16 protein-coding genes are annotated in these 20,058 nt (G+C 69.3%); all 16 read right to left on the bottom strand.

The annotated features are described in order from the left end of the window. Complete coding sequence (locus AQJ84_RS23265; RefSeq protein ID WP_030038112.1) at positions 1 to 450, bottom strand: hypothetical protein; 450 nt, start codon at positions 448 to 450, stop codon at positions 1 to 3. Beyond that, positions 447 to 1,028: a phosphoribosylaminoimidazolecarboxamide formyltransferase gene (locus tag AQJ84_RS23260; protein WP_030038113.1), complete on the bottom strand. Its 582-nt coding sequence runs from the start codon at positions 1,026 to 1,028 to the stop codon at positions 447 to 449. The genes AQJ84_RS23265 and AQJ84_RS23260 overlap by 4 nt, the downstream gene beginning before the upstream one ends. Before the next feature lies 1 nt (position 1,029). Then, entirely contained in the window at positions 1,030 to 2,313 is a 1,284-nt protein-coding gene (locus AQJ84_RS23255; RefSeq protein ID WP_030038114.1) for an adenylosuccinate synthase, read from the bottom strand. A 326-nt stretch (positions 2,314 to 2,639) separates the two neighbouring features. After that, positions 2,640 to 3,641, bottom strand: a complete 1,002-nt coding sequence (locus tag AQJ84_RS23250) for an NAD(P)-dependent oxidoreductase (protein WP_030038115.1) — start codon at positions 3,639 to 3,641, stop codon at positions 2,640 to 2,642. A 165-nt stretch (positions 3,642 to 3,806) separates the two neighbouring features. Beyond that, entirely contained in the window at positions 3,807 to 4,415 is a 609-nt protein-coding gene (locus AQJ84_RS23245; protein ID WP_051869535.1) for a sigma-70 family RNA polymerase sigma factor, read from the bottom strand. A 44-nt stretch (positions 4,416 to 4,459) separates the two neighbouring features. Next, entirely contained in the window at positions 4,460 to 5,731 is a 1,272-nt protein-coding gene (locus AQJ84_RS23240) for an aspartate aminotransferase family protein (protein WP_198536303.1), read from the bottom strand. Between the two features lie 56 nt (positions 5,732 to 5,787). Further along, positions 5,788 to 7,815, bottom strand: a complete 2,028-nt coding sequence (locus AQJ84_RS23235; protein ID WP_063785361.1) for a class I tRNA ligase family protein — start codon at positions 7,813 to 7,815, stop codon at positions 5,788 to 5,790. A gap of 79 nt (positions 7,816 to 7,894) precedes the next feature. Continuing rightward, entirely contained in the window at positions 7,895 to 9,187 is a 1,293-nt protein-coding gene (locus tag AQJ84_RS23230) for a lysine N(6)-hydroxylase/L-ornithine N(5)-oxygenase family protein (protein ID WP_030038120.1), read from the bottom strand. Positions 9,188 to 9,218: 31 nt separating this feature from the next. Next, positions 9,219 to 10,370 carry a saccharopine dehydrogenase family protein gene (locus AQJ84_RS23225; protein ID WP_053190969.1) on the bottom strand — a complete coding sequence of 384 codons (1,152 nt, stop codon included), beginning with the start codon at positions 10,368 to 10,370 and terminating at the stop codon, positions 9,219 to 9,221. A gap of 31 nt (positions 10,371 to 10,401) precedes the next feature. After that, entirely contained in the window at positions 10,402 to 11,664 is a 1,263-nt protein-coding gene (locus AQJ84_RS23220; protein WP_030038122.1) for an ATP-grasp domain-containing protein, read from the bottom strand. A gap of 255 nt (positions 11,665 to 11,919) precedes the next feature. Continuing rightward, positions 11,920 to 12,471, bottom strand: a complete 552-nt coding sequence (ssuE, locus tag AQJ84_RS23215; RefSeq protein ID WP_030038123.1) for an NADPH-dependent FMN reductase — start codon at positions 12,469 to 12,471, stop codon at positions 11,920 to 11,922. A 42-nt stretch (positions 12,472 to 12,513) separates the two neighbouring features. Further along, positions 12,514 to 13,740 (bottom strand): Rieske 2Fe-2S domain-containing protein, encoded by a 1,227-nt coding sequence (locus AQJ84_RS23210; RefSeq protein ID WP_053190967.1) that lies wholly within the window; start codon positions 13,738 to 13,740, stop codon positions 12,514 to 12,516. 143 nt (positions 13,741 to 13,883) lie between these two features. Continuing rightward, positions 13,884 to 14,744: a carbohydrate kinase family protein gene (locus AQJ84_RS23205; RefSeq protein ID WP_198536302.1), complete on the bottom strand. Its 861-nt coding sequence runs from the start codon at positions 14,742 to 14,744 to the stop codon at positions 13,884 to 13,886. Positions 14,745 to 14,815: 71 nt separating this feature from the next. Beyond that, positions 14,816 to 16,057: an ATP-grasp domain-containing protein gene (locus tag AQJ84_RS23200; protein ID WP_259294296.1), complete on the bottom strand. Its 1,242-nt coding sequence runs from the start codon at positions 16,055 to 16,057 to the stop codon at positions 14,816 to 14,818. A gap of 96 nt (positions 16,058 to 16,153) precedes the next feature. Continuing rightward, positions 16,154 to 18,235: a prolyl oligopeptidase family serine peptidase gene (locus AQJ84_RS23195; RefSeq protein WP_030038126.1), complete on the bottom strand. Its 2,082-nt coding sequence runs from the start codon at positions 18,233 to 18,235 to the stop codon at positions 16,154 to 16,156. After that, positions 18,225 to 20,030 (bottom strand): MFS transporter, encoded by a 1,806-nt coding sequence (locus AQJ84_RS41200; protein ID WP_051869542.1) that lies wholly within the window; start codon positions 20,028 to 20,030, stop codon positions 18,225 to 18,227. The genes AQJ84_RS23195 and AQJ84_RS41200 overlap by 11 nt, the downstream gene beginning before the upstream one ends. Positions 20,031 to 20,058: the final 28 nt, after the last annotated feature.

The raw sequence follows: 20,058 nt of genomic DNA, 5'->3' as shown, positions 1-20,058 counted from the left end.
TCAGGTGTCGGCCGTGTCCTGGCTCAGGCTGGCGTGCAGGTACAGCGACTGGTCGGCGCACAGACGGATGGCGACGGCCGCCGCGGCGATGAGTCGGCGGTACGGCAGCCCGGGGCGGAGCAGGGTCCAGACCCAGCCGGAATCGGGGTCGGCGTGCCACTGCGCCATGCTCGTCGTGGACAGGGTGCTCCACGGGTAGCGGTGCCGCTGCTGCTGTGGCAGGCCGCGGGTCAGCGGGAGCGGGGCGCCGGGCAGGTCCACGGCCATGACCTGGTCGTACGCGTCGAATGTGAGCCAGACCTTGCCCTGGTAGGTGATGTGCGTGGCGGTGTCGGGCGGCTGCTCGTGGTCGAGCGGCTCGACGCTGAGCAGACGGTTCTCCGGGTCCCAGCGCGCGCCCGCCCCGGCCCTGAGGGGCCGGGGCGGGCGCGGCCCGTGGGAAGCGGTCACGCCTGCGCGCCGAAGAGGGCGCTCACCGAGGCGTCGTACGCGGCACTGATCTCGAAGGCCTTCTCGGCAAGGCGGAGGCGGTGGCTCATGGGTACGGCCGAGGCGGCGCCGCCCTCCTGTCCGAGGAGGCCCAGGACCTGTTCGTAGTCGTCGGGATCGCTCAGCGGGATGACGTGTTCGCAGTTCTTCGCCGCGCCACGCAACATCGCCGGGCCGCCGATGTCGACCCGCTCGCGGAACGCGGTCAGGTCCATGCCGTCGACGAGTTCCGGCAGGATGTAGTAGTTGCAGCACACGAGATCGACGCGGGGGATGCCGTACTCGGCGATCTCCTTGAGGTCGGTCTCGGTGTCGCGGGCGAGGATGCCGCCCATGACCGACAGGGTCAGTGTCTTGACCCGGCCGCCGAGGAGCGTGGGCACCCCGGCGAGGTCGGCGACGCGGCCGACGTCGTGGCCCTCATTCCGCAGCAGCCTGTGGGTGCCTTCGGTCGCCACCACGTCCCAGCCGAGGCGCAGCAGTCCGCCGGCCAGGGTTGCAATGTTCCGCTTGTCGCTCACAGCGAGGATGGCCAGCATGTCAGTTCCCCTTCCCGACGTGGGTGACAGCGGTGTCGATCAGTGCGTCCCGGTGGGAGCCCACCGAGACGTAGCGCACGGGTACGCCGAGGAGTTCCTCGACGGCCGCCACGTACTGCCGGGCGGCGGGCGGTAGTTCGCCGAGGGTGCGGGCGTGGGAGATGTCCTCTTCCCAGCCAGCCAAGGTCTCGTACACCGGCTTGGTGCGGTCGAGTTCGGCCGGGTGGGGGCTGAAATCGCTGGTGATGCGGCCGTTGTGTTCGTAGGCCGTACAGATCTGGAGCTCTCCGACGCCTGTGAGCTGGTCCAGGTTCGTGAGGGCGATCTCGTCGGCGCCCTGGATGCGGGCGCCATAGCGGGTCGCGACCGCGTCGAAGGCGCCGAGGCGGCGGGGGCGGTTGGTCGTGGCCCCGTACTCGCCCCACTGGCGGCGCAGCAGGTCGGCGCGTTCCTCCTCGAACTCGGTGACGAAGGGACCGGTGCCGACGCACGAGGAGAACGCCTTGGTGACGCCGACAGTGCGGTCCAGGCGGGCCCAGGGCACGCCGGAGCCGACCGGTGCGTGGCCGGCGAGGCAGTTGGTGGAGGTGGTGAAGGGATAGATGCCGTAGTACAGGTCGCGCAGGGCGCCGAGTTGTCCTTCGGCGAGCACGGTGGCGTCCTCGTTCAGCGCTTCAGTGAGCAGACCGCTCACGTCGGCGACGTACGGCTCGAGCCGGGCCGCCGTCTCCTCGATCCAGCGTTCGATGTCGGCAAGGACGAGTGGCCTGCCTCGGTAGATCTTCTCGATCCGTTCGTTGGCCCAGGCCACGACACCGGCGAGGCGATCGGCGAGGGTCTCCTTGTCGAAGAGTTCGCGCACGAGGAGCGTCTTCTTCATGACGCGGTCGCCGTAGGCGGGGGCGATGCCCTTGCGGGTGGAGCCGTAGCGGCCGGATCCGAGACGTTCCTCCTCGGCGCCGTCGAGGGCGCGGTGGAAGGGGAAGTTGACGGAGGCCTGGTGGGAGACGACAACACGACCGGTGGTGTGCTCGGCGAGGTCCGTCAGTTCCTGGAGAACTCCCTCGACGTCGATCGTCATGCCGGGGCCGAGCACACTGGTCACACCCGGTCGCAGCACGCTGCTGGGCAGACTGTGCAGTTTGAACCTGCCCGCGTCGGTGTGCACTGTGTGCCCGGCGTTGCCGCCGCCGTGGTAGCGGACCACCACGTCGGCGTCAGCGGCCAGGTTGTCGACCATCCTTCCTTTGCCCTCGTCACCCCAGTTGAGGCCCACGACCGCCATGAACACGTTGGAACTCCTCTGTATCAGCCTGCTGAGTGCCCTGGGCGGTCCGGCGGCTGAGTGGCCGCCGGGTCGACAGGGCTACGACGATCGCCGGCGGGGCGCCTGCGATCGTCAGAAGAAATGCGGTGTGCGACGACCGGGCGTCGATCAAGGGCACGGGTCGAGGGAGAGCAGCCGCGGCACCGGCGCCGCCCGACGAACGGTGACATCGGCCGGGATCCGTGCGGCAGGCCCATGAGAACGAAGACCTGGTCGCCTGCAGATGCCCGAGAACGCCGCGCCACCGCTTGATCATGTCCTGATCTCTCCTGTCGTGGTGGCGGTCAGCCGAGCATGGCCTGTCGACGCTCGGCGACGCGGGCCCAGACCTCCGGGTTGAGCGCGGCCGACGGTTGCTTGCCGTTCAGGGCGGTGAGTAGCTGATTGGCGGCGGACAGCGCGAGCGCCCGCTTGGTCTCGACGGTGAAGTCGGCGATGTGAGCGCTCAGTACGACGTTGTCGAGCTCCAGCAAGGGGCTGTCCTTGGCCAGCGGCTCGTCCTCGTACACGTCCAGGGCGGCACCCGCCAGGTGGCCCGAGCGCACGGCTTCGACCAGGGCGCCGGTGTCGACAACGCGTCCCCTGGAAGTGTTCATGAAGTAGGCCCCGGGCTTCATCTGGGCAAAGGTCGTCCTATTGAACATCTGCTCGGTCTCGTCGTTGAGTTCGGGGTGCGCGGTGACGAAGTCGGCCTGGGCCAGGAGGTCTTCGAGTCGCTCGACCTTGATCGCGCCCACCTCGGCCATCTTCTCGGCCGAGACGTAGGGGTCGTAGGCAAGGACGCGCATGAGGAAGCCGCCGTGAGCGCGCCGGGCCATCCAGCCGCCCACGTTGCCGAGGCCGACGATGCCGAGGACCTTTCCGGTGAGCTCGACGCGGTGGGTGGTCAGGCGGGCGTCCCAGGCGGCCTCCAGGCCGAGGCGGTTTACGGCCGTGAGGCCGCGGGTGGCCATCAGGAGCAGTCCGAGCGCGTGCTCGGAGACGGGCTTGCCACCCAGGCCGGGGTTGTTGGCGACGACCACGCCTGCCTCGCTCGCCGCCTCGATGTCGATGTTGTCGACGCCGCGGCCGCTCGACAGGACGGCGAGCAGGTGCGGCGCGGCGGCGAGGAGTTCGCGGTCGACCGGGGCCGGGTAGCGGGCCACCAGGCCGTGGGCGTCGGCGAGGGCGGCGAGCACGGCCTGCCGGTCCTGCTCGTCGACGCGCCGGACGTCGGCGTGCTGTTCCAGGAGCTCCTCGGCTTCGGCGGCGTACATCGAACCGATGAGGACTACGTTCGGACGCATGGGGTTGGGCCTCCTGTGAGAAGGAAAGAAGGGGCGTCGCCAGGGCCTGTCCGGCGGAGCGCCTCGGTCTCGTGGGCCGGACGCCGTCGGACAGATCGGACCACGGGGTGCCTCAGACCGCGGTGGGCCGCGGCCGGAACGCATCGGGCAGGGACGGGGATCGGGTCAGGCCGCCATGCTGGCCACCAACAGGGTTTCCAGTGGCTTGAGTTCACCGCCACGGCTGGCGGCGAGCAGGCGTTGGGTGAGTTCGGCGTGCTCCACCGGGGCGGCCGTGAAGCGGCGTCGCCCGTCTGCCAGGCGAGCGGTCGCGCGGCTGTACAGCTTGCGGCAGTACGGTTCACTGATGTTCAGCACTTCGGCGATCTCCCGGTAGCTGTACTCGAAGGCCCCGCGCAGCACCAGGACGGCGCGCTCGGCCGGGCCCAGCGTCTCCATCAGCCAGGCGACTCCGCGGCGGAGTTCGTCCGCGCGCTCCACGTGGTGGGCCGGCTCCTCGGTCCCGCTGGTGGGCCAGAGTGCGGCTTCCTCCACCAGGACGCCGACGTAGGAGACCCGCTGCGTGCGGGCGGACTTGCGGTAGTCCGCGCACAGCCGGATCACCACGGTGGCGAGCAACGCTCCGTGGTTCTGCACGTCCGTGGCCATGACCCAGCGCAGCCACGCCTCGGAAACGATGTCCTCGGCCTCCTCGGCGGAGCCGGTCCGCCGGTAGGCGAGGGCCAAGAGGCTCGCCCGGCGGCGATGGAACTCGTCTTGATCAGCTGTGAACATTGGTGTCGCCTCCAGGCCGACCCGGGCGCAGCCCGAGTCTCCGCTCAGGCCCGGCCCTCGGCGAGCATCTGGCGCAGACTCTTGTCGAAGGCCTCGGCGTACTCGGTGATCTCCGCGTCGCCCATCGGCGTGGAGACGCAGCCGAGGCCGCTGTCGCCGATGTGGACGCCGTTGTCGAGCAGAACCCAGTAGAGGCGCTTCATCGCCGCGGCCCCGCTGGCGTAGCCCTCGGGCGCGCTGGTGGCGATCACGCGGAACAGCGAGCCGAGGCCGTTGACCTCCCAGTCCAGGCCGGCCTCGGCGATGCCGGCGCGCATCGACTGCCGGATCCGCTCGCCGAGTTCACCGATGCGCTCCATGACCTCGGGGGTGAGCAGCCGCAGCGAGGCGACGCCGGAGCTCATGCTGACGGGGTTGGCGTTGTAGGAACCGGAGTGCGGCAGGGCGGGGGCGCCCTGGCTCGGATCGAAGACACTCATGTACCTGCGGCGGCCGGCGACGGCACCGATCGGCATGCCGCCGCCGATGACCTTGCCGAGGACCGTCAGGTCGGCCTCGCTGCCCAGGACGTGCAGGGCGCCTTGGTACCCGACGCGGAACGAGCCGACCTCGTCGGAGATGAGCAGGGCGCCACTGTCGTCGCAGAACTCGCGCAGGGCGTCCAGGTACTCCTTGTCGGCGGGCACCAGGCCGATGCGCCACGGCACCGGGTCGATCAGCACGCAGGCGAGGTCCGCGGCGTGCTCGCGCAGGACGGCCAGCGCGCCCTCGGCGTCGTTGAAGGGTATGACCACCGTGTTGGCCACCACGCCCTCGGGGTTTCCGGTCACCGCGTGGCTGATGAGCGAGCCGGACCCGTCGTTGTTGACGGCGACGGCGTCGTAGGCGCCGTGGTAGGCACCGGCGATCTTGGCGATCTTCGGGCGCCCGGTGTAGGCGCGGGCGGCCTGCACCGCCATCATCACGGCCTCGGTGCCGGAACTGGTGAAGCGCACATGCTCGAAGGTCGCGTTGCGGGCGGTCAGCGCCTCGGCGTACTCGATCTCGACCGGGGTGGGCATGCCGAAGCTGGTGCCGCGCCCGACCGCGGCGGTGACGGCCGCGACCATCTCCGGGTGGGCGTGGCCGTGGATCAGAGTCGTGCTGTTGTTGAGGAAGTCCAGGCGCTCCACGCCATCGGCGTCGGTGACCCGGGCGCCGCTGCCCGACTGGATGTAGATCGGGTACGGGGAGCTGTAGACGGCGGTACGGCTGTTGCCGCCGGGCAGCACCTCGACCGCGCGAGCGTACAGTTCGGCAGACTTCTCGGAGTTCACAGTGTGGCCTTTCAGGAGGAGGAGGAGCCGGAGGGAAGACACCACATCGCGCTTCTTCAGCGAGCGGTCTTGATGGACACGTCAGGGGTGAAATAGGGGCCGGTCAGCGTGACTTCACGCCCGACCGGCACCCATTGGGGGGCGTCGCCGACGGCCCCGTCGATCCCGAGCTGTGTGGCGAGCCGGGCGGCGAGGACCGGCAGCAGGGGCTCGGCGGTCTCCGCGAGGGCGCGTACGGCCATGAGTTCCAGGGCCATGCAGGTGCGCGCGTCGCCCGTGGGGGGCTCTGCGGTCAGCACGTCCTCCGAGACCTCGGCGAAGCGGCGGGCCCGGTCGACGAAGGTGTGCAGTGTCTGTGCCGCGGCCCGGGCGTCGAACCGTTCGGGTGCGAGGTTCCCCGGCAGCTGGGTGCACAGCTCGCGGATGTGGCCGTAGAACCGCTCGGCCTCGGTGTTCCAGCTGCCCGCCTCGGGAACAGCGCCCCCGAAGTGCTTGCGCAGCCGGGTGTCGACGGACTGCAGCCAGGTCTCCCAGCCGCCGAGCAGCTCGGCGCGCACGAACCGGGCGTACTCGTCGACGACGAAGTCGCGGCGGCGGATGTCGGGGCGGGTGCCGGCCAGGTACAGCCGGAGCTGGTCACGGCTGTCCTCGGTGAAGGCGTCGCGGCCCCAGATCGCGTGCTGCCGTCCGGTGGAGAACTTCTGCCCGTCGAGTGTGTAGAACTCGTTGCAGATCATGGTGTCGGGCAGCGCCACCGAGTCGGTGAAGGAGGCGAGGACCGCGGGGAAGACGATGGTGCGCAGGAAGGCGTTGTCGAAGCCGAAGAACAGCACCGTGCGCGGGTTGTGCGCACGCGCGTACTCCTCCCAGCCCGTAAGGCCCTGATCCCGGGCGAGCCGGTCGAGGGCCGTGATGTAGCGGGCGGCCAGCTCGAAGGCGGAGTACATGCGCTGGCCGTCGGTGTCACCGCCGGCGTCGGCGGGGATCAGGATGCCGTCGGGGGCGACGGTACTCACCGGCAGGTCGGGCAGCGGACCGGCCAGGACCCGGTCGACGTAGGAGCGTAGCCGGGCACTCATGTGGGAGGTCCGCAGGTGGGTGGTGAGTTTCTCGCGCAGCGGCTCCAGCGGCAGGTAGTAGCGGGTGAGTTCGCGCCGCTCGGCGGGGGTGCCGCAGGTGGCGCAGCTGGGGTCGCGCAGGTCCTCGTCCGCGAAGGGCAGGGCACACGCCTCGCATTCGATGCCGGCGGTGTCGTGGGAGCCGCAGTGCGGGCAGGCACCCGCGACGAACGCCTCGAACAGGAAGGTCCCGCAGGGGGCGCAGTGGTTGGCCGTGACCGTCTTCTTGATGACGTGGCCGCTCCGCCGGAGCCGTTCGAAGACATCGAGAGCGATGTGCGGGTACTCGGGGGCCGACGGGCGGATGAACACGTCCCAGCGGATACCGGCCGCGGTGAGGGCTTCCTGGATGGCGTCGGTGTTGCATTCGGCGAGCTCGTAGAAGGAGAGGCCTTCCTTGATGGCGGCGGCAGCCACCTGGCTCTGGTGGCCCACGGTGCCCAGCAGCAGGTGGGCCTCGGTGCCCTGCCGGGCCAGGCCGCGACGGACCAGGTCGGCGCCGAGGAACGGCCCGACGAGGTGGCCGAGGTGCAGTTCGCCGTTGGGGGTGGGGAACGAGGGCAGCAGCAGGACCGGCCGGTCGCCGGGGGCCGCGGTGGCCGTGCGCTCCTGATGTTCCTGTTCCAGCGCGGCCATGTCCTCCCACCAGGTGGTGAGGAACGACAGCGGCTGCTCGGCGGAGGTGTTGCGCAGGGTGTGGACACCGAGGGGCGGCAGCCGGACGGTGTCGCCGCCGGTGACGGTCGCGGTGGTGTCGTCCGAGGTGACCTCGCCCTCGCCGGCGAGGATCACCCACACCTCGGTGTCGTGGTGGTTGTGGGGTGCCGTCGTCTCGCCGGGGCGCAGGGTGACTCGACGCAGGTTGAAGGGGAGCCTGCCCTCCATCGCCCAGGAAGGTTCGACGCTGCGTACGAAGTCGGGCAGTTCGAGCTCGCCGACCGTACGGGGGATGCGGATGACGTGCATGACGTGGCACGGGGCGGCACGCGGCGGGAAGCCGTGCGCGCTCCGTTGCTCCTCTCGTGGATGTGAGGGTGCTGGGGGGTCAGGCCTGGCCGACCGCGCTCAGGGGCTCCCAGTCCAAGGCGGTACTGACCGCTCCGGTGTCGTAACGCTCGTAGCCGAGCACGCTGTTGGCGATGACGGCGCTGCGCCAGGCGAGCAGGCTCAGGTTGGGGTCGGCGACGCCGAACTCGCGCCGGGCGGCGTTCTGGACATAGATCCGGTTCTGGGCGGGGCCGTCCCAGTCGAGGCTGAAGTCGGGGCGGACGAGGGGGGTGCCGTGCTGGAGGGTGAGCCGGTCTTTCAGACCGAGGAGGAGTTCGGACATGCCGTGCTCGTAGCCGGTGGCGCACACGACCAGGTCGACCTCTTCACGCAGGGGTGTGCCACCGCGGGCGGGCTGCCAGGTGGCGAGCAGTGCGCCGTCGGTCTGCTCCAGGGTGGCCAGGTACTGGTCGAGCAGGATGCGGCAGGGGCGCTCCCCCTCCAGCAGTTCCAGGTCGTACAGCCGCCGGTACAGGTCCTGGAGCAGGGAGAGCGAGATGCCGTCGCTCGCCATGCGCAAGCGCCCCACGACCTCTTCGCGCTCGGCCTCGGGCAGGGTGTAGAAGTAGCGGCTGAAGTCGGGCAGGAACAGTTCGTCGATGAACGGGCTGTCGTCGAGCGGCAGCAGATTGGTCCGCCGGGTGCCCCAGATGATCTTCGCGGGCCGCTGGGCCTGCGAACTCAGCAGATAGTGCACGACCTCGGCTCCGCTCTGGCCGCCGCCCACCACGGCCACCCGCTTGCCGGCGAAGTCCTGGGGCCGCTTGAGCAGTTGCTCGGAGTGGAAGACCCGCTCGGGGTCGTGACCGGTGGCGCACTGCGGCAACTTGGCGGGCAGTCCGGTGCCCACGGACACGTTGCGGGCGCGCAGAACTCCGTCGGTGGTGTGGACGAGGAACGCGCCGCCGTCCCATTCGACGGACTCACTCGTGACGCCGAAGCGGAGGTTGTCCATGCGATCGGCGGCCCAGCGGCAGTACTGCTCGAACTCGCGACGCGGCACCTTGGAGCGGCCGGTCACGAGCAGCCGGTACAGGCGCTTGGTGTCGACGAGGAACGCCGGGAAGGAGTAGGGGTTGGTCGGGTCGACCGGGCTGACCAGGTCCTTGAGGAAGTGCACCTGCATCTCGGCGTCGGGCAGCATCAGGCCCGGATGCCAGTCGAAGGCGGGCTTGCGCTCCAGGAACACGGTGGACAGGTCGGGCTCCCGAGCCGTCAGCGCGGCGAGACTGAGGTTGGCCGGTCCCGTGCCGACGCCCACCAGGTCGTACGTCTTCGGCGTGGTACTCATCAATGATTCCCCTTACGGGCGCGGGTGATCGTTACGCAACGACGGGATGCGCCGGCGCCCAGTGCATTCCGCGCTCGGTCAGTGACCGCATCACCCGCTGCGTCTGCTCCTGGGACAGGGCGAGATGCGGCTTGAGCCAGCCGGTGCCGGTGATCGCGCGCCGGGCCACCAGCTCAGTGGCGGCGGCCAGCGTGAAACCGGTCGTGCGAGCCATGGCGGACAAGCCGGTGTCCTCGTCAGCGAGGTCCATCACGGTGGTGCGCAGGGAGGCGGGTCTGCCGTCGAGCAGACCGTGCGCGGTCAGTTGCAGGACCACCACGTCCCTGTCCCGGGCCACGGCGCGCATCTGCGGGGCGAGGACCCGCTCGACCAGCCGGCGGGGTGCGACCAGGACGCCGTCCACGTCGACGGCTTCCTCGGCGAGCAGGCCGAGCCGGGCCAGGTCGGTCACCACCTTGGCGAAGCCAGGCCAACGCAGCGTCTTCTGAACACAGTCGACGCCGCGCAGAGCCGGGTGTTCGCCGAGCCAGGGCGCCATGCCGTCGTGGTAGGCCTCCAGCCGGCCGACGCCCTCGATCTCGCGCTCCTCGAGCCCGGAGAACCGCGGGTGGGAGACCACCCGGCCCCCGCGCAGGGCGAGCGCCTCACGCTGGCCGATGGGCAGGTGGTGGCTGTTGTCGCCGCCGAAGAAGCTGGTGTGCTGGAGCGGTTCCCGGGGTGTGCTCGGGATTCCCCCGCAGGAGATGTCGAGGCTGTCGATGCTGTCGAGGCGTCCGGCGAGGTCCACGGCGAGCAGCTCGGTCAGACCGGGCTCCAGACCGAAGGGCAGGACCGCGGTGCCGCCGCCCGCCCGGACGTCGGCGTCCAGCTGGTCGAGCCGGTCGGTGGGCGGCCGGGTGATGGCGGTGACCGGGACCCCGGCCCGCACCGCCGCGCGGACGGCGGTCTCGGTGGCGTCCCACGGCATGGCCATCGCGACGGCGTCCCGGTCGACGAGGGCGTCGTCGAGCGTGGCGGCGATCCGGACGCTCGTGGAGGTGCGGGCCCTGAGCCAGGCCCGCAGCTCCGTGGCGAGCGCCGGGTCGCGGTCGAGAAGGACGAGGTCGCTGGTGTCCGCGTGGGTGGCCAGGGCGTACGCCGCGGCGCGGCCCATCTGCCCGCAGCCGAGTACGGCCGTCTTCATAAGCGCGTCCCCAGGGGGGTGTTGCCCCTGGTCATTCGGCGTGCCCGACGACGGGTGCCACCCGGGCCCTGACCTCGCCGGAGATCCGGCCGAGGAGGGCTTCCAGGCCACTGCGCTCGGGATGGCTGGCGATGACGGCCGCCACCCGCTGCTGCCCGAAGTTCTGCGGTGGCAGGGCCACTTCGGTACCCGCCGCCACCTCGTAGAAGACGTGGTCGAGGCCCGGGTCGCCGCAGACGGCGGGCAGGCCCTCGATCTCCTCGAAGCGTCCGGCCCGCTCGGCCAGGACGAACTTCAGGCCCACGTTCAGCTTGCGGTCGTGGTCCAGGCTCAGCGGCTCTCCGGTGGCTACCCGTACCACGTTCTCGAAGTAGTCGACGCCGGTGGCGAGCGGCACCAGGTGCGAGCCGATGTAGTCGCCGGCCGGGCGGGCGGCGACCTCGATGAAGCGCAGGCCTCGCTCGCCCCACTTGGCCTCCAGATGGAAGGCGCAGTTGTCGAACTCCAGGCCCGCGATGATGTCCTTGGTGGTGGCCTTGATCTCGCCCCAGGCCGTCTCCGGCAGGGCACTGGGCACCTTGTGCTCCAGCTCCAGGTGGAAGGGGACGCTGGTCACCTTGTCGGTGATGGTGACGACGTGGACCTCACCACCGGACACGAACCCCTCGACGCTCAGCTCGTCGCCTTCGAGGAATTCCTCGACGATGAATTCGGCGCCGAACTGGCGGAACACCGGGTCGAAGTCGGGCTGGGCGATCTGGGTGAGCCGCTCCATGGCTGCGTCCAGGTCATCGGGCTTGCGGAGCTCGAAGATACCTTTCGAGCCGGAGGCGCCGGTTGGCTTCACCACCGCGGGCAGGCCTATTTCTTCGACGGCTGCGCGTAGTTCGGCGAGATCCTGGACCTTGGCGAAGCGTGGGAGAACTCCGTCGAGGTGCCGCAGGGCGTCCTTCATGGCGTATTTGTTGCGGCCCCGGAGCGCAGCGGTCTCCGACATCCCAGGAAGTCCGAGATCAGCGGCTATCGCGGCGACCAACTGTACGTCGATTTCCGTGAAGTTCGCGACGCCCGCCAGGTCGTACTCGGCAGCGATTTCCCTGGCCGCGGCGAGGGAGGCTTCCCGGTCGTACGTGTCCACCTGCCGGAACTCATGCACGAGAGGTTTGGCGAACTCGGGAAGGGAACGCCCGAGAAGAACCGCCTTATAACCGAGCCGGCGGGCGGCGAGAAGAGATTCCCTACCCTCCCTCTGAATGCGACGGAGATTAACGAAAAGAATGGTGCGGACTGTCACAAAATGCCCTTCTCGCAATTGACGCACCTTTGGCGGTAACCAGCCCCGACGGTATTAATCCAAGCACAGGGCCACCCGCATTGGGAAGGGTGTCTTGCTTAACAAGACACCAACTGACCCTCAGCGAGAACGGTCGGCAAAAGGTCCGATTGACGACTTCGAGTGGACGTACCGATCCCCGCTATAAACGCGGGAGCGCAGAGAAATCCATTCAGGTTTTTCCGGTGAGGAGGACAACGGACTCGGAGCGGGCCGCTACGAGACGACCGCGGGCGTACGGGTGTCGAGGACGTCCGAGAACCGGACGGCCAGCCGCTCGATCGCCTGCGCGGACTTCTCGGCGAGGACCGCGCCGCCACCGGCGTCCAGTGCAATGTCCTTGTCGAGCGTGAACCAGCCCGGGGCGATGTGCGCCGCGCCCATGGAGGCGAGCACCGGTCGCAGCGCGTAGTCGATGGCCAGCACATGGGCGGTGGTGCCGCCGGTGGCCAACGGCAGGACAGCCTTGCCGTCGAGCGCGTGCTGGGGCAGCACGTCCAGGAGAACCTTCAGCAGCCCGGAGTACGCCGCCTTGTACACCGGCGTACCGACGACGACGGCGTCGGACCGTTCCACGAGGCCGATCACCTCCGCGATCGCCGGGTGGAGGGTGTCGGCGCGGAGCAGCGCCTCGGCCGGCAGGCCGCGTGCCTCCAGCGGGACGACCTCGTGTCCACGGGCCACGAGCAGGCCGTCGACGTGCCGCAGCAGCGCGGTGGTCCGGGAGACGCTCGACGGACTTCCGGAGAGGGACACAACAGTTGCCATGGGGACGTGGGTTCTCTCTCTGCGCGAAAGCGGGGACGGACCCTAGGAGACGGCGGTGCGCCAGTCCTCGCCGGCGGGCACGACGACCGCGGCCGAGCGGACCGTGCCGTAGTCCACGTCGAGGCCGAGGCCCGGCGGGGTCTCTCCGTCGGCGTGCGCCTTGAGCGCGTCGAGGAGGAAGCGGCGGGCTCGGACGATGCCGCGGTCGCTCTTGCCCGGGTTCTCGATGGTCCGGTCGACGATCGGGCCCATGCTCTCCTGCACGGCCACGTCCTGCAGGACCAAGCCGCGGATGCCGGAGAAGCTTCGCCCGTCCACCATGGCACTGCGGTCCTGGCCCCAGAGGTTCTCCGGGCCATACCCCGCACGGATGTTGTCGGGGTTGAGATGGTCCAGGTCGAGGCCGAACTGCTCGCTGAAATAGGCCGGATCGACCGGCTGGTCGTCGTTCCACCACAGGTACCACATGATCGTCTGGTGGTCGTTGACCGGAACCCACGCATGCCACAGCCGGTCCCCGTTGGGCAGTTCGGGCACCACGGTGTACCAGGGCATGGCAAAAGGCTTGACGCGCGCCAGGGTGTCTCCCGAGGACAGGCTGCGCAGCGCCGCGTACCGGAGCCCGTACGGCTGCGGGTCGATCTCGTCCCGTGGGGCGGTGTCGTCGAGGAGGTCCTTCAGCGGGCCGTTGCGGGCCTCCGTCTCGTGCAGCAGCGAGACGTGCGCGGAGTCGATGTCCGCCTCGACGCCTTGGAGCCAGTTGCAGTCGACCAGGGCGATGGTGGCGAAGATGTTCTCGGCCGGGACCTTGGTGAAGGGGAACTCGGGGAACGGCCGGGCCTCCCGTCCGGTGCCGCCGAGCCACACCCAGATGACGCCTCCGGCCTCGCGCACCGGGTGGTGCGGCAGCTTCACCCGGCTCGCGAACCTGCCGCCGTCCTCCGGCTCCGAGGGGGTTTCGAGGACCTCGCCCGAGACGTGGAACTTCCACCCGTGGTAGACGCAGCGCAGCGAGCAGTCCTCGTTGCGGGCGAGCGCCAGGGACGCGCCCCGGTGCGGACAGGCCTCGTCGAAGCAGCCCACCGTGCCGTCGGCCCCACGGAAGAGGACGTACTTCTCACCCAGCAGCTCCACCGGCACCGGCGCCCCACCCGGCTCGGCGAGACGCTCGGACCGCATGACGGGCAGCCAGTACTCGCGCAGCAGCTGTCCCATGGGGGTGCCTGGACCGACTCGGGTCAGGGTTTCGTTCACCTTCTGCGTGGTCACTTCTGGGCCTCCGTTTCAGCCGGTGGGACAAGACGCTCGGGATCCGGCCCCACTCTTGAAGACGATCGTGTGTCGACGGGCGTGACAACTGCGGGCGCGGGGGCCGCAGATGTGATGCGGACCTCCAGGGCGCGGTGTGCCGGTCAGGGACTCAGGACGTCGTACGGGGAGGCCCCGTCGCCTCCTGCCGCCAGGAACCCGGTGGTCAGCTCGCTCGCCTGTTTCAGAGCCGGTGCCCATTCCAGGCCCGCGAGTCGGCCGGCCAGCAGACAGCCGAAGAGCACGTCGCCCGCCCCGACGGTGACGACCTCGCCTGGGCCGGCGACAGCGGGCTGCACCACCACCTCGGAGCCGTCGGCCGGGACCAGCAGCGAGCCCAACTCCCCCAACGTGACCAGGCAATGACCCCCGGGGGCGGGCAACCGACGCGCAGCCTTGACCAGTTCGTCCCGTCCGGTCAGCTCCTCCTCGGCCCACAGGGCGAGTTCATGCCGGTTCAGTGCCACGAGATCGGCGCTACGACCGTCCGGCCGGAGCTGTGCCACCGTGTTGGGGTCGGCCGACAGCAGCCAGAACGGCACGCCAAGCGCATGGGCGGTGTCGGCGAGCCATGCCAGCGTCCCCGCCTCGCTGTCCGTGCCGGCGACGATGACGCTCGCGTCCTCGAACGCGCCGCGGAACCGGTCGAGCAGCGCCGGGCTGAGCAGGCTCTGGGCCTGCGCGGCGAAGAATCTCTTGTCCGCGACCGACCCATCCACCAACTGGGCGTGGAACACGGGGAGGTTGGAGCGCACTGGAAGCCGCAGCCAGCCGACCCGGTTGTGGGCCAGGTGCCCCCCGACGGCGGCGCCGAGTTCACCGGCGTACTCCGCGGTGACGAAGGTGGGCCGGGCGCCCCGCGCCCCCAGCGCGCAGGCGGCGTTGTGCGCGACCCCGCCCCAGCGCAGGACGGCCGGATCCCTGCCGTCCCCGAGCGGGCCCTCGTGCAGGAAATCCAAGGTCACCGTGCCGAGAAGAATCGGCCGGCGCCTGGAAGAGCCACCGGGCATCGGAGTTCTTTCGTCGTTGACTGACATCACTCGCTGCTGCCGGGCTCGACATCGTAGAAACCCGTTCCGTCCAGATGGCGCGCGGTCATGAGGTCATGCATGACCGTGCTGGCCGTCTCGTGCACCAGATAGACGCGCATGGAATAACTCCAGTCGTCCACCGTCGCGCGAATCCGCCCGCCGGGGACAACCGCCATCGCCACGTCGTGAAAGCTGTCGAGATCACGCAGATCAGCCAGCTTCGGATAGCTGCGAAGCACACCGCTTTCTGGCGAGATCATATTCACAAGACCGGCGTGCTTGACCAGTTCGTAGCCACTGTCGGCACGCTCCATGAACCCGTCGGGATCCACGTATGAATCCACGGTCCATTCCATTTGACTCTTCCCGATCGCGGCCCTCACCGGGACATGGAGGTCCGCGCCGCACACTCGAGCTGCGGTCTCGATGAGGCGCGGCCCCTTCGGGGTCAGCTTGAGTTCGGTGTGCGCGGCGCCGTCGAGCACACCGAGTGCGTCCAGGACCTGCGATGTGTAGGTGGCCAGCTCGTCCTGGGGGTCGCCGTGCCGGGGCAGCAGGAGAGCGCTGGCTCCCAGGTCCCTTACCCCGTTGGCACTGATGTGGTGCATGCTCCAGATGTCTGTGACATGGTGCCGGCCTCGGCAGCTCACCGTGTTGACGATGTACTCGCCGCCTTCGAGGTATTCCTGGGCGAGGACGGCCCGGTTCCTGTCACCGAGGGCGCTGCCGGCACCGATCAGCCGGTCGAAGGCCGCGCGCACCTGTTCCGCGTCCGCGCAGAAGGAGACGCCGTCGTTGCCGGCGCTCCGCACCGGTTTCAGGACCACCGGGCCCTCGGCCCGGGAGTACCAGTCGAGCAGGCCATCGATATCCGTTGCGAGCAGCTGCTCGGCGGTCGCCACCCCCGATGCGCGCACCGTTTCCAACATCTGGTACTTGTCCCGGCGGGCGCCGCTCAGTCTCGTCCCGTTGGTCCGGACCCCCAGAGCCTCACTGAGGATGTCCGCCAGCTCGACACCGCTCTCCATGCCCGGGACAACGAATTCCGGGGCATGGCGCGCGACGGCTTCGACGGTTTCAGCGACGTCTCCCGCATGCAGAATTTCGGCCTTGAAGTCGTCCGGAGTGAAACTGCGTTCGTAGGTGGGATTGACGACTTTCGCACTCCGCACGTGCACACAGTCGAATCCCTGCTCTCTGAAGACCGGTGCCAGGCAGCGGCCGCTGGAGAAGGCGTCGACGATCACGACGACACGGCGTTCTGGCGATGTGCCAGGCATACGAACCTCACTGTCGGTACTCGGCACTGCTGGTGAACTCACTTGGACCACAGGGATTCTGCTTCACGGCAGGTCCAGGCCGGTATGCCGGGCAAGGAACGCGAGAGTGTCCCCGGCCAGCCCGGCGACTCGGCTCAAGGACCTTCCCTTGTGCCCGACATCGGATTCACTGCGCAACAGGACGGGCGCCTCACTGCTGGTGGCCCGCTGCAGGGCGGCGCACATCTTCCGGGCGTGCATCGGATCGACCCGGGCGTCGTTCTCGGACACCGTGAAGAGAACGGCCGGATAGGCGGTCCCCTCACGCACGTGGTGATAGGGGGAGTAGTCGAGCAGCCAGCCGAGCTCTTCCGGGAACTGCGCGGATCCGTACTCGGCGGACCAGAGCCGGCCCTGCCCGAACAGCTCGTACCTGACCATGTCGAGCAACGGAGCCTCACACACCACGGCCCGGTAGAGCTCGGGCCGCTGAGTGAGCGCGGCACCCACGAGCAGGCCGCCGTTGGAGCCTCCGTGGATCCCGAGCTGGGCCGAGGTGGTCCAGCCACCGTCGATCAGGGCTTCCGCGGCCGCGTGGAAGTCGTCGAACACCCGCTGTTTGTTCTCCCGCATTCCGGCCCGGTGCCACTCCTCCCCCTCTTCGCCACCACCCCGTAGCCCGGCCACGGCGTATACGCCGCCGGCCTCCACCCAGGCGAGGACGGACGGATCGTATTCAGGGACCATGGACGCGCCGAAGCCCCCGTAGCCGAAGAGGATCGTCGGGCTCGGACCCGTCCGGTGAAGGGGCTCGATCACTCGCATGTGAACGGTGGTCCCGTCGCCGGAGCAGTAGCCGACCTGGGAACTCTGCACCGCGGGGAGGTCCACCGCCCCGGGAGCGTCCGCCCACGTGTCCGTGGTCCCGAGTCGCGCGTCGTATCGGAGAATCACGCCCGGCGAGGTGCTGTCGGCGTAGGAGAACCACGCCTCGTGACCGCCTTCGGGCCTCTCGAACAGGCCCCCCAGGGTGCCGACACCCGGGGTGGGCACTTCTCCGATCCGGCCGCCGGTCTCCAGGTCGTGCACCGTCACCTCGTTGGCGGAGTGCCGTGTCCAGCAGACCAGCAGAACCGAACGGTCCACGCCGGGCCCGTCCAGGATGGCGAAGTCGGTCAGAACCGCCTCGGGGTCCTCCGGCACCAGATCACGCCAGGCACCGTAGGACAGGTCGGAGAACGGGGCGACGCACAGCCGTGAGCGCGGGGCGTCCCGGTCCGTGAAGATGTAGGCACGGCCGTCCCGCCACATGTAGATACCGCTGTCGGCATCGACGCCTACCTGGACCGCACGGAACACAGGAGCCTCGGGGCTCCCCTCTGTCAGGTCACCGACCCAGAGGTCACTGCGGTTCTCGGTGCCCTGCGATGCTCCAAGACTCAGCCATCGCCCGTCCGGGCTGACGAGCATCCCGTAGTCATAGGTGTCGGGCAGGTCTTCTCCGAAGATCAGGACGTCGTCCGCGTCGGGATCGGTACCGACCCGGTGCAGGTACACCCGTCGCCCGGGCCCGGTTTCGGTCACCGGCCCGTCGCCGACGGGGAGTTGCCGGACGTAGTAGTAGGCACGGCCGCCGGGGAGCCAGGCTATGGCCGAATGACGGACGCGTGGAAAAGGTCCTTCCAGGAGTTCGCCGGTGGCGACGTCCATCACCTGGAGACTGGACTCCTCGGTGCCTCCGCGAGAGGTCTTGTAGGCGAGCCGGCGGCCCTCCATGTCCGGTTGCCACGAATCCAGGGTGGTGCTGCCGGTGGGGTCCAACCGTAAGGGGTCGAGAAGGACGCGTTCTTGTCCTGTGGCATCCACCGTGAGCAGAACCGCACGCTCCTGGTCGGGCCGGCGGCGGGTGAAGAACTGACGCTCGCCTCTCCAGACAGGAGCGCTGATCGTCCCGGCGCCCATGAGTTCGGTGATGCGTGCGCGCAGCTTGGCGCGACCGGGCAGTCGGCCGAGCGCCCGGTCGCACAGGTCACGCTGTGCAGCCGACCATTTCCGGGTTTCCTCGCTGTCCGCGTTCTCCAGCCATCGGTAGGGATCTTCCACCGTGCGCCCGTGCAGGATCCGGGGCTCCAGGTCCTGGTGGGCGAAGGGGTACTCAATGTTCATGGTCCGGCTCCTGGGATCCGACCTGTACTGCGACGGCTGATGCGATCGGCTCGCCCCGGGTGGTGAAGTCCCCTCCGTGGAAGACCAAGGGGTCTGTCCCGCACTTTTCCGAGGCGGTGAAGGACACGGGTCGGGCAAGGACGACCGAGTGGTCTCCGGCCTCGACCACGGTCTGTACGACGCACTCGATCCACGCCGAGCCGCCTTCCAGCAAGGGGGCGCCCGTGTATGTGCCTGGTTCCCAGGGATGTCCCTCGAACTGTTCCTTACCCGGCGGACGGTCGGTCTCGGCGAAATGTACGGCTGCGTCGCGCTGTTGGGCCGCGAGGACGGTGATACCCAGCGGGGAACCCTCGGTGATCAGGGATTCGAGTCGTGAGCCGCGTTTGACGGACACCATGACGAGCGCCGGATCCAGCGAGACCGTGGCGAAGGAATTGATGGTGGTCGCGTGCGGAGTTCCGTCCACGATCGTCGACGTGACGGTCACACCCGTCGCGAACGACCGCCCGGCCTGCCGCAGGAGCAGCGCGGCCGCCTCTGCCTCCTCGGCCCGCGGCGGTTCGGCCTCGGCCGGGAGGACCTTGTCGCCGTAGCGGCGCAGGGCGGCACCGCCGATCAGGGCCGAACCCAGGACGACGAAGGCAGCGGCGATCAGCAGGGCGGGAAAGGCGCCGCGCACGGAGCCGATGCTGGTGACCCCCAGGAACAGTCCGACACTGACAGCAACACCGGCGAAGGTCGCCAGGGTGAAGAGGCCGGAGACCCGCCCGGCCACATCGACCGGTTCGTTCTCCAGAATCCGGGACTGGAACGCCACCGCGAACACCTGACCGCCCAGGAGCATGACGGAGCTGGCGAGCATCGCGGCCCACGCATGGTCCATGAACGCCATGCCGGCCAGTGCCGCGGCAACGACGAACGCGGCGAGCACTCCCGGCCGCAGCCCACGCTCCTTGGCCAGCCGCCCGGCGAGGGTGGCGCCGATCAGTGCGCCGACGCCGTTGGCCAGGTTGATCGCGCTCAGCCATGCGGCGCTGCTTCCGAGGAAATCCCTGGCCACCACGTTCGGGTACACGTTGATGAGTCCGGCACCGACGTTCAATGCGAACACGGTGACCAGGAGCAATCTGCTGCCGGCCGTCAGGCCGGACCTTCTGGAACCGTCCGATCCGGTCCGGGTCCCGGCGTCGGTCGGCGTGGGTGCCGGTGTCAACCGGATCAGCAGCAGACCCGACACGCCGAACGTGACGATGTCCAGTGCGATCAGCACGGGGAGATTCGCCGCCTGCAGGACAAGGGGCCCGGCAGCGGTGCCCAGGATGAACATCGACCAGTCGATCCTGGACACCGCGGCCAGAGCCTGGGGGATTCGCTCGGCCGACAGGGACCTTCGCAGATAAGCGGTCTGCGCGGCGGTGAAGAGCGGAGTCAACAGGCTGAGAATCGCCATGACTCCCACCGTGGCCGCAGAGGTGAACCCCGCCCCGCCCCCTACGGCCGCCAGGAGCACGACAAGCACCACAGCGCGCAGTACATCCAGCCCGATCAGTGTGCGCCGGGTGTCCCCGCGGTCGGCCAGAGGGGCCAGCAGCCTCGAACCGAGCAGGATCGGCAAGTACACCAGGATGATCGCTGTGGCCAGCGTCGCGGTGGAGCCGTGGCTCTGGTTGTACGCGTAGTAGACAACCCCGGTACGAAACAGCCAGTTGCCGAACTGGCTGACCCCGTAGGCCGACAACAGGGTCCACAGCGAACGCCGTTCCAGGCGTTCCCGGTGCGCGACCGATGACATGCGGTGCTCCTTTGCGTACGCCGAAACC

Source organism: Streptomyces resistomycificus (assembly GCF_001514265.1).
Taxonomy (GTDB): Bacteria; Actinomycetota; Actinomycetes; order Streptomycetales; family Streptomycetaceae; genus Streptomyces; species Streptomyces resistomycificus.
Note: the sequence above shows the minus strand (reverse complement) of the source record. Positions and strands in the feature narration are given on the sequence as shown.